Raw genomic sequence first — 8,396 nt, 5'->3', positions numbered from 1 at the left:
CCGCGAGGCCGCCGGCCAGCACCGAACGCCGGTTCGCGCTCACATGTCGGTCCCGGCCGTGACGCGGGCGGGGCTCGCGTGGGTCCGGATGGGCGATGCGGCGAGTGCCGGGTAGCCGCCGACCCGCCGCAGCTCGCCTTCGTAGGCTGCCAACACGTCGTCCCAGCGGAAGCTTTCGGCACGCGCCCGCGCCGCCGCACCGGCCGCCGCGACCGCATCGTCGTCGGCGATCACGCGCTCGATCGCAGCGGCGCAGCTGTTGCCGTCCGTGAAGTAGAATTGGCCGTCGCCCGCAGTGTGGCGGTTGAACGGATTGTCGTGGGCGATCACCGCGTTGCCGGCCCAGAGCGCCTCGACCAGCGATGGGTTGGTGCCGCCGACCGTGTGGCCGTGAAGGTAGGCGCGGGCGTGGACCCGGAGGCTCTGGACCAGCTCCGGCTCATAGATCGCTCCCGGCATCAGCACCTCCAGTCCCGCGGCGTCCTCGACCGCACGGTGATAGGCGTTGCCGACCTTCAACGTTCCGAGCACCACCAGCCGCATGCCCCGCGGCTTGCGTGAGAACGCCTCGACGAGCGTCAGGATGTTGTTGTCGGGCTCGATGCGGGCGATCGACACGAGATAGCGGCCCGCCGTGAGACCGAGCGGGGGTGGGCCGAGATCCGCCGGCGGCGGGTCGCCTCCGTAAGGAATCGTCGCGATGGCGCGTCGCGGGCGGCGCCGGGCGAGATGGTCCGCAATCGCCGGATGGTCGGCCACGAGCCGCTGCGATGACCAGGCCGCGATCCACTCGCTCAGGTAGAAGAACGTCCGGACCGGCAGCGACCATTTCGGCCTGCGCCACTCGATCCCGTCCATGTTGGTGAGGATCCGGCCGCCGCGCGCCCAGAGGTAAGGCAGGAACGCCGCGCCGTTGTAGCCGAGCACGAGGCAGACGCCGCCCCGCGTCGCCGCGTCCTTCACGCAGACCGCATCGAAGGCGAGCGTCGCGGCCGGGCCGCGCAAGGCGACCTCCACGGTGATGAGTTCGATGCCGTTCCAGGTTCGGGTCGCGATTCGCTCCCGCACCCGGTCGACCTCCGCCTGGCAATACACGCCCACCCGCCAGCCGCGACCCGCCAGATAGAGCGCGAGACGTTCCGCGAAAGTCTCGAAGCCGCCATGGGCGGCCGGAATGCCGCGTGTCCCAAGAATAAGTAGTGTGGGCACATCGACGGGCACGGCTCTTCCTTTCTTGTCAGCGACTCATATTGTACGGAGATAGGAATAACGGTCGCCTAAACAGGCGATACAACTCACAGTTGTTATAGACTGACAAGTATTCATCTTATGGTAGATAGTTCGATACTCACGACATCGTCTAGCCCAGTTGGCGCCCACGGCGCATCGCGTCCGTTCGCTTTTGGGCTGGAGACCCTGCAGCGTGATGGGTTCGCCGCCGAGCCGGGCGCCGCCGGGACGACGGGCCGGTTCACCTTCGGCCGGGCCCGTGGCGATGTGCCGGTCACGCGCATCACCTGTGTCCACCAGGGTTTCGAACTCTACGGGTCCGATCGCTGCTTCATCGAGACGGTGCGGACCATCCGGGCCGCCCATCCGACCGCGCGGATCGACGTGGTTCTGCCCCGTCGCGGCCCGATCGTCGCGGCGCTCGAGCCCTATGCTAGCGCCATCGTGATCGAGCCCCTGTGGATCCTGCGACGCAAGAACCTCGCGCGGCTCGCGACGCTGGGTATGATGGCGCTGCCCTTCGCGGTGGCCCGGGCGCTCCGGCGCATCCGCGACAGCGACCTCGTCTACGTCAACACGACCGTGGTGGCCGACTATCTGCTGGCCGCCCGCCTGCTGCCGGGGCGCAGCATCGTGCACGTGCACGAGATCCCGGAAGGCGTCGTGTTGAAGGTCCTGCGCGGGCTGATCCGCTGGAGCGGGGCCAACGTGGTGTTCAATTCGCGCGCCACCGAGCGTGCCTACGCGCTGCCCCCGGAGGCCACGGCCCGGGTCGTCTATAACGGCATCGCGGGCCCAACCGAGCCGAACGACCGGGATTACGACGGCACGCGCCCGCTGCGGGTGCTGATGCTCGGCCGGATCAGCCGGATCAAGGGGCAGGACGTCCTGGTCGAGGCGCTGGCCTCCCTGCCGGAATCCGTCCGCAGCCGGATCGAATTGCGCATCGTCGGCAGCGCTTTCGAGGATGCCGCGCGCGAGGAAGCCCTCGCCGCCCGGATCGCCGAGACCGGTCTGTCGAAGCAGGTCACGCTCCAGCCGTTCGTGGACGATCCGTCCGCGCTCTACCGCTGGGCCGACGTGGTGACGATGCCGTCGCAGCGACCCGAATCCTTGGGCCGGGTCGCGATCGAGGCGATGTCCTACGGGGTGCCGCCGCTGGTGACCGACATCGGCGGACTCCCCGAGGTGGTGGCCGACGGCAAGACCGGGTGGATCGTCCCGCCGGGCGGCCCGCAGCCGATCGCCGACGTGCTGGGCCGCATCGCCACCGATCCGGCCAGCTGGCGCGGCTTCGGCGCCGCGGCGCGGGTGCGCTACGAGACCCTGTTCTCGGAAGCCTCGGCGGCCGATGGGATCAACGGCATGGTCCGGGCGACCCTGCGGGGCGCGTTCAGCGCCGACAAGGCGGTGACGGCGGAACAGACCGCGCGCCCGACGGTGTGATCGGAACCCGCGGGCTCAAGCGCTCGGCGGCGGATACCCGGGCCGGACCAGCGATCATCAGTCGCGACCGATCTCCGGTGGACAATCGACGCGACAGTCAGATTCGGTAAGTACCAGTCGTCGATAATGGTCGACGGGCAGAACGTACGCGTTTTGGCGAAGCTCGAAGCGTCGGATCGGGAGCGGCCATCCGCATCGTCCGGGCGTCGGACATCGCAAGGTAGAGTCGGCGGTCCCCGTCGGCGAGCAAACCGGACCGGCGGAGGGAACGCCTCGTCATGGATGTCGTCGGCTTCATCACGCAGATCGTCGACAGGGTCTCCGCAGAGAACCTCGTCGCCGCGGGCCTGCTGTTCGCGACCGCGTTCGGCTGCGCGCTGATCGCCTACCTGCGGACGGCCGAACGCTATTCGTTCGCCGAGTTCTTAGAATTCGTGCTGCCGCACGAAGTGATGACTCATCCTTCGGCCCGGGCCGACCTGCTGTTCTACATCACCCGCAAGGCGATCATGCCGTTCCTGCTGATCCCGGCCGGGGTGACCTTCGTGGTGGCGGTGGGCTACGCGACCAACCGGGTGCTGGGCACCGTCTTCGGGATCGACCAGCCGGTCTTCGGCGATCCCGGGCCGGTGACCGTGGTGCTGTTCACCCTCACGATGCTGCTGGCCTACGACTTGTCCTACTACCTCTACCACACGGCCCAGCACCGCTACCCGTTCCTGTGGGAGCTTCATAAGGTCCACCACTCCGCCGAGGTGATGGTCGGCATCACCAAGGACCGGGTCCACCCGCTCGACGAGCTGATGAACCGCGCCTGGGACGGGGTGATCCCCGGGATCTGCTTCGGGATCTGGAGCCTGCTCGCGCTCAACCCGGTCGAGCTGACGGTGTTCGGGATCAACGTCTACATCATGCGCAACATCCTGATGATGGACTTCGTACGGCACACGCATTTCAAGATCTCGTTCGGCCGGCTCAACGCGGTCATCCTCTGCCCGCACTGGCACCAGCTCCACCACTCGACCGCGCCCCAGCATTACGACAAGAATTTCGGGTTGCTGTTCTCGTTCTGGGACCGTCTGTTCGGGACCCTTCACGTCCCAGATCCGAACGAGGATTTCACCTTCGGCCTCGTCGATCGGGATGTCGCCGACTATCAATCCCTGTCGGGGCTCTACGTGCTGCCGTTGAAAAAGATGGGCCGGCGGATCGTGCGGCAGGTGCGGCGCCTGCGCGGAATTCCGGCTCAGCCTCGCTCGGGCGCTTGACCATGTCTCCTGAACGTTTCGAGATCGTCCGCACCACCGACCGCCTCGCGGCCGTCGGACCGGCCTGGACCGACCTGTGGACCCGCAGCAATGCCCTGGTGTTCCACAGCCATGCCTGGATCTCGGCCTGGTGGGCGAGCGCCCCCGACCGCGATCGCCGGGCGCTGGCGATCGTGCTGGCGTGGCGGGGCGAGACCCTGGTCGGCGTGCTTCCGCTCGCCACGGTGCGGCGGAAGGGGTTTCGCGTACTCGAATGGGCCGCCAAGGATTGCTCCGACTTCGGCGACGCCGTGCTGGCCGACCGCACGAATGCTGGGCTGGTGTGCCGGATGTGGCAGCAGGCCAGCCGCGAGGGCGGCTTCGATCTGGCCTATCTCAACCGCCTCCTGCCCGACGCCGCCGCGCGGGCGCTGCTCGCCCCCGCCACAGGCGGCGTCCGGCTGCGGCTGAACCACCGCGACGAGGCGAACTGGCGGGTGCGCGGCCCCTGGCCGACCGGGCAAGCCTGGTTCGACGCACAGTCGAAGAAGACCCGCCAGAACTACCGCCGCGGCCAGAAGAGCATGGGCGAGCACGGGCCGCTGACGTTCCGGCTGCTCGGCCCCGAGGAGCCGCTCGGGCCGGTTCTCGACAGGCTGACCCAGTTCAAGCGGGCTTGGCTGGCGACCCACGACCTGCCCTCCACGGCGTTCTACGACGAGGGCTCGCAGGCCCTGCCCGCGATGGTCCAGGTGCTGGCCGCGACCGGGCTGCTGCACGCCTTCGTGCTCGAATGCGGCGGCGCCGTCGTCGCCGTCTCGATCAACTTCGTCCAGGCCGGGACGATGATGGCGTTCGTCACCACCTACGATCCGGCCTTCGAGCGCGGCTCCCCCGGCATGGTCCTGATGATGGACTACATCATGTGGTCGATCGACCGTGGGCTGCACACGGTCGACTTCCTATGCGGCGACGAGGGCTTCAAGGGCCGTTTCGGCACGCAATCCCTGACCCTGGCCTCGATGATGGGCGGGCGCACCCCCCAGGGCGCGGCCGCGCATCTCGTCGACCGCACCCGCCACGCATTGCAGCAGCGCTTCGGCAAGGACGGCGCCGCGGAAGCGCCGCCGACCGAGGCCGCGGCGTGACGCGCTGAGGATCTCCGGACATCGCGCGCTCGGCGCGGGCGCGCGGTCGAATCATCCCTTGGCCGCCGCACCCCGTGGTCCCCGCGACAGGCCCCGGAACGCAGCCACCGACCAGGCCAGCGTCGCAATCTCCGAGGCCAGTAGCCCGACGAGCGCGGTGGCAGGGGGCAACAGGAGCAGGAGCGGCACCATGAGGGCGAAGCCGAGGGCGGCGCTCGCTACGGCCCCGGCCGTGATCGTCCGGAAGGCCGCGGAGGCCTCGAGATAGGCGCGCGGAATCGCGTAGAGCAGCGACATCGTCACGACAGCCCAGACGCCGAGGCCGATCCAGCCCATGGGCTCGCCCGCGAAGCGCCCCTTGAACAGCACCCGCTCGATCAGCGGCAGGGTCGCGGCCATCAGCAACCCGTAGACTAGGCAGGCGAAGGCGATCAGCAGGACGTAGCGCGTCACGAGCCGCCGGGCGGCCTGGATCTGCCCTACGGCCAGCAGGCCGCTGATCTCCGGCAGGACCATGTTCATCAGCGCGGACGTGGGAATGCGCAGCGGCGCGTACAGCACGAGCGTCGCGGCGATGGGCGCGTAGGCGGCCGGGCCAGCCAGCAGGGCGAACAGGAGCGTCAGGCCCTGGCCCTGGACGGTGAGGCTGGTGACGCCGGCCAGCGACCAGGCCAGGGTCCGCCAGATCGCCCGGTATCGCGCCCGCGCCCGGGCGTGGAGCGAAAGTCTGAGCCGCTCACGCAGCGCCCCGTATGCCACCGCGATCGCGATGGCATGCGCCAGAGCGATGGCCAGGAGGGCGCGGTCCAGCAGCGCCTCGCCCTCGCCGCTCAGCCCTTGCCAGAGGAAGGCGGCGCCGCAGACCGCGTAGACGAGGTCGCTCAAGCCCGCGATCCGCGGCCGTCCGCGGGCGAGAAGCACGATCCGCAGATAGCTGCGGAAGCCGTAGAGGCCCACGAACGCCCCCGCACCCAGTGCGCCCAGACCGATCACGGGAAGAAGCGCCGCGCCGGTGGCGAACGCCATCAGCACGGAGACCAGGGCCGCGCCGGAGCCGAACATCACGTCGTAGCCCAGCGCCGCCGGCCGGCCGAGACTCCGGGCGAGGTGGAGCGTCGCCGGCACCGTCACCAGGGCGCGGATATAGGTGATGCCGACCGCGCCGACCGTGAACACGATCGCGAACAGCCCGTAATCGTGGGCGTCGAGTTCGCGGACCAGCAGGATGTTCAGCGCGAAGTGGAACAGGCTCTGGATCAGCTCGCCGGACAGGATCACGGCGAACCGTCCCGACAGGGCTGCGCGCACGGAGGCGGTCAGGCGTAGGCTGCGGGCCGGCATGGGACGGGTCTCACCGGGGCGCGGCATGGGTCTCGACAGGAGGGTGTGGGCGGCCTCGTCCAAGGGGGACAATTGCCACGCCTCGACCCCGGGAACGTGGGTGGCGGTCCGCACGGGCATCCGCACGCACGCGACGGAGGCACGAAATCTAGCGGCCGGTCCAGTCCGTATCGTTCCGGGTCCTGGACCCCAGCACATCTCGGAGTGCGGCGAGACAGCGCGCGACGTCGTCCGGGTCGGCCCAGACATGCGGGCTGAGGCGCAGAGCGCCCGAGCGCTCGCTCGCGAAGACCCGTGCCGCCTGCAGGCGATCCATGAGCCCATCGGGCAGGCCGCCGGGTGCATGAACGCCGAGGATGTGGTCCGCGCGCAGATGCGGTGGCGCCACGGTGAGGCCGAGCGCCGTCACGCCCTCGGCGAGGCGATCGGTCAGATCCCGAAGCCGCGCGGCGATGGACGGGACGCCCCACGCGGCGATGAGGTCAAGCCCGCTCGCGGCCATGGACAGGGCCACGGGATCGTTCAACTCACCCCGGTCGTAGCGCCGGGCTCCGGCCGCCGGCGTGCGGTTTCCGATGTTGTCCTCGATCGGCAGGCCGTCCTGCAGATGGGGGGCGGCGTACAGGAACGCGACGCCGTAGGGGCCGAGCGCCCATTTGTAGGTCGGGAAGGCGAGGAAATCCGGCCGCCAGCGGGCTACATCCACGGGCATCGCCCCCACCGCCTGCGTCGCGTCGATCACCAAGGCTGCACCTGCCGCATGCACCGCCGGTGCGAGGCGGTCGAGGTCGATCAGGCTTCCGTCTGTCCAATGCAGGGGTGTCAGGGTGGCGATCGCGAGCGGCTTGTCCGACGGCTTGTGGATCGCCGCCAGCAGGGCGGCGGTCCAGTCGCCGTCCGGCGGCCGGGGGGCTTCCTCGACGGCCAGGTCGTGCGCGGCCGCCAGCCGGTCGAAGGCGTAGCGCAGGGAGGGGAACTCGTCGGCGACTCGCAGCAGGCGCCCGCCCCGCGCGGGAGCGAGGTTACACGCGGCGGTCGCCATGGCGTGGCTAACCGAGCCGACGATCGCCACATCGTCCGCGCCCGCACCGATCAGGCGCGCCGCAGCTTCGCGGGTCCGCTCGGCGAGGGGCGGGAACGCCGTCCTGGGATCGTCCCAGGGTCGGCTCTTGGTCAGGATGCCGGCCTCGCCTGCAGCCCGGACGACGCGCGGCAGCGGCGACCAGGCTGCGGCATCCAGGTAGCTGACGTCCGCCGGCACCTCGAACAGGTGGCGCTGACTGGGAATCGCTTCGATACGCGGCATGATAGAAGCGAGCGTAGAGGATCGGACGGGCAGCCGCCATCGTCCGGGCTTGATCGCCCAGCCCCGATGCCGCAAGCCGGCGGACCACAGCCCCGCGAGGCACCCGTGCCGACCCGCTTCCTGCCAACGACCGACATCGCGTCACGATGGGACGCCTGAGTCGCGACTGCTTCGACGCTGCCCCCGCGCCCATGCGGGTCGCCGACGCGGTGACGCTGCTGCGCGCGCGGCTGCCGATCCTGTCGGCCATCGAAACGGTCCCTGTCGACCGGTCCGATGGGCGCGTCCTCGCCGAGGATTTGATCGCTCCGATCGATCTGCCGCCGTTCGATAACGCGGCCGTCGACGGCTACGCCGTGCGCGCCGGTGACGTCGCGAATGCGGGCGAGACACGCCTGCCCCTGGGGGGCCGCGTCCCGGCCGGGCATGCGCCGGTCGATCCCGGGCCGGGCTTCGCGGTGCGGATCTTCACCGGAGCGCCGATGCCGCCGGGGACCGACGCGGTGGCGATGCAGGAGGATGTGCGGATCGACGGCGAGGCCGTGATCCTGCCGCCGGGTCTCGCCTCGGGGTCCAATCGCCGCCGGGCGGGAGAGGATATTGCGCACGGCAGCCGCGCGATTCCGGCGGGCACCCGGCTGGGTCCGCGCCACCTCGCGCTGGCCGCCGCGCTCGGCC

General features: G+C 70.0%; 6 protein-coding genes and 1 pseudogene. 4 read left to right on the top strand and 3 right to left on the bottom strand.

Features of this window, described 5'->3' with window-relative positions:
* Positions 1-39 precede the first annotated feature (39 nt).
* A complete protein-coding gene (locus FV228_RS14195) occupies positions 40-1,221 on the bottom strand; it encodes a DUF1972 domain-containing protein (protein ID WP_147855216.1) in 1,182 nt (393 codons plus the stop codon).
* A gap of 108 nt (positions 1,222-1,329) precedes the next feature.
* Between FV228_RS14195 and FV228_RS14190 the strand changes: the two genes are divergently transcribed.
* The 3 genes from FV228_RS14190 to FV228_RS14180 all read left to right on the top strand — a co-directional run bounded on the left by FV228_RS14190 (position 1,330) and on the right by FV228_RS14180 (position 5,071).
* The gene (locus tag FV228_RS14190) at positions 1,330-2,676 is read left to right on the top strand and encodes a glycosyltransferase family 4 protein (protein WP_147855215.1); all 1,347 of its coding nucleotides are present in this window, start codon (positions 1,330-1,332) and stop codon (positions 2,674-2,676) included.
* Positions 2,677-2,954: 278 nt separating this feature from the next.
* Positions 2,955-3,944 (top strand): sterol desaturase family protein, encoded by a 990-nt coding sequence (locus FV228_RS14185; protein ID WP_147855214.1) that lies wholly within the window; start codon positions 2,955-2,957, stop codon positions 3,942-3,944.
* Positions 3,945-3,946: 2 nt separating this feature from the next.
* On the top strand, positions 3,947-5,071 hold the full coding sequence (locus FV228_RS14180) for a GNAT family N-acetyltransferase (RefSeq protein ID WP_147855213.1): 1,125 nt from the start codon (positions 3,947-3,949) through the stop codon (positions 5,069-5,071).
* A 51-nt stretch (positions 5,072-5,122) separates the two neighbouring features.
* On the opposite strand, the gene FV228_RS14175 is transcribed toward FV228_RS14180, so the two are convergent.
* On the bottom strand, positions 5,123-6,526 hold the full coding sequence (locus FV228_RS14175) for a hypothetical protein (protein ID WP_246693905.1): 1,404 nt from the start codon (positions 6,524-6,526) through the stop codon (positions 5,123-5,125).
* 34 nt (positions 6,527-6,560) lie between these two features.
* Positions 6,561-7,718, bottom strand: coding sequence for an aminotransferase class V-fold PLP-dependent enzyme (locus FV228_RS14170; protein WP_147855212.1), 1,158 nt, complete (start codon positions 7,716-7,718; stop codon positions 6,561-6,563).
* 191 nt (positions 7,719-7,909) lie between these two features.
* Between FV228_RS14170 and FV228_RS14165 the strand changes: the two are divergent.
* A pseudogene (locus tag FV228_RS14165) lies at positions 7,910-8,396 on the top strand (molybdopterin molybdenumtransferase MoeA); the annotation flags it as partial.

This window comes from Methylobacterium sp. WL18, assembly GCF_008040015.1.
In the GTDB taxonomy this organism is placed as follows: domain Bacteria; phylum Pseudomonadota; class Alphaproteobacteria; order Rhizobiales; family Beijerinckiaceae; genus Methylobacterium; species Methylobacterium mesophilicum.
Note: the sequence above shows the minus strand (reverse complement) of the source record. Positions and strands in the feature narration are given on the sequence as shown.